We start from the raw sequence: 1,969 nt of genomic DNA on the forward strand, positions 1-1,969 counted from the left end.
GTGGAGTCGCCATAGACGTCGAACACTCGGGTGGTGACGTCCTCGAGCAGCTGCGTGAAGTCGCCGGGCTGCCAGGTTTTGCCGACGCCGCCCGGGAACAGGCAGTCGCCGGTGAACAGCTGGGTGACATCACCGGTGGCGGGACCGTCAAGGGCCAGTGCAACTGATCCGGGCGTGTGGCCGCGCAAATGGATGACCTCGAACGTCAGCTCACCGATCTGCACGGTGTCGCCGCCAGCGAGCAGGCGGTCCGGCTTCACCGGCAGCGGGCCGGCGTCGATCTCGTGGGCCGCGGTCGGCGCGCCGGTGGCCTGCGCCAGGGCCTCCAGCGCCTGCCAGTGGTCGAAATGCTGGTGGCTGGTGACGATCAGCGACACCTTCGGAGCGTGGCTACGCACCAGGTCGACGAGCACGTCGGCGTCATTGGCCGCGTCGATCAGCAGCGTCTCCCCGGTCGCGGAACACGTCACCAGGTAGGCGTTGTTGTCCAGGGGGCCCACCGACGCCTTCACGATGGTGGCGCCGGGCAGGGTCCGGCGGGCGGCGGTACCAGGCTCGACGTGCCCGGTGTAGTTGTCGTCGACGGTCGTCATAACCGTCACGGTACTGGTCCGCTCCTGCTTGTCGGTACGGGCACATAGCATGGGAATGACGTGTGTGATGAGCCGTCCACATTGCCGTCCACAATGACCGCTGAAATGACCGCTGAACGACCCGGAAGGGACCCGGTGGCTGACCGCCTGATCGTCAAGGGTGCGCGTGAGCACAACCTACGCAGTGTCGATCTTGATTTGCCGCGCGACGCGCTGATTGTTTTTACCGGGCTGTCCGGTTCAGGCAAGTCGTCGCTGGCGTTCGACACGATTTTTGCCGAGGGACAACGCCGCTACGTGGAGTCGCTGTCGGCCTACGCCCGGCAGTTCTTGGGGCAGATGGACAAGCCCGACGTCGACTTCATCGAAGGGCTGTCGCCTGCGGTGTCCATCGACCAGAAGTCGACTAACCGCAACCCGCGGTCGACGGTCGGGACGATCACCGAGGTGTACGACTACCTGCGGCTGTTGTATGCGCGCGCCGGCACCCCGCATTGCCCGGTCTGTGGTGAGCGGATCGCCCGGCAGACACCGCAACAAATCGTCGACCAGGTGCTTGCGATGCCCGAAGGTACCCGATTCCAGGTGCTCGCCCCGGTGGTGCGGACGCGCAAGGGCGAGTTCGCCGACCTCTTCGAGAAGCTCAACGCGCAGGGCTACAGCCGCGTGCGGGTCGACGGCGTGGTGCATTCGCTGACCGATCCGCCCAAGCTGAAGAAGCAGGAGAAGCACGATATCGAGGTGGTGGTGGATCGCCTGACGGTCAAGCTCACCGCGAAGCAGCGGCTGACCGATTCGGTGGAAACCGCGCTGAATTTGGCGGACGGGATCGTGGTGCTCGAGTTTGTCGACCACGAGCACGATGCGCACAACCGCGAGCAGCGGTTCTCCGAGAAGCTCGCCTGCCCCAACGGCCACTCGCTGGCCGTCGACGACCTGGAGCCGCGATCTTTCTCGTTCAACTCGCCGTATGGCGCCTGCCCGGAGTGCCTGGGTCTGGGGATCCGCAAGGAGGTCGACCCCGACCTGGTGGTGCCCGATCCGGATCGCACGCTGGCCGACGGCGCGGTCGCGCCGTGGTCGATGGGCCACACCGCGGAGTACTTCACCCGGATGATGGCCAGCCTCGGCGAGTCGATGGGTTTCGACGTCAACACACCCTGGCGCAAGCTACCGGCCAAGGCGCGCAAGGCGATCCTGGAGGGCTGCGACGAGCAGGTGCACGTCCGCTACCGCAACCGTTACGGCCGTACCCGCTCCTACTACGCCGACTTCGAAGGCGTGCTGGCGTTCCTGCAGCGCAAGATGGACCAGACCGAATCCGAGCTGATGAAGGAGCGGTACGAGGGCTTCATGCGCGACGTGCCGTGCCCGGT

At 65.9% G+C, this 1,969-nt stretch carries 1 protein-coding gene and 1 pseudogene; one reads left to right on the forward strand and one right to left on the reverse strand.

Translation table 11 applies throughout. The features are described 5' to 3' along the window. The coding region (locus tag WBF82_RS15685) for an MBL fold metallo-hydrolase (RefSeq protein WP_424383909.1) at positions 1 to 593 on the reverse strand (593 nt) is incomplete at its 3' end. 135 nt (positions 594 to 728) lie between these two features. Here WBF82_RS15685 and WBF82_RS15690 point away from each other — a divergent pair. Continuing rightward, positions 729 to 1,969 (forward strand): annotated as a pseudogene (locus tag WBF82_RS15690) (excinuclease ABC subunit UvrA); the annotation flags it as partial.

Source organism: Mycobacterium sp. (genome assembly GCF_049673265.1).
Classification (GTDB): Bacteria; Actinomycetota; Actinomycetes; order Mycobacteriales; family Mycobacteriaceae; genus Mycobacterium.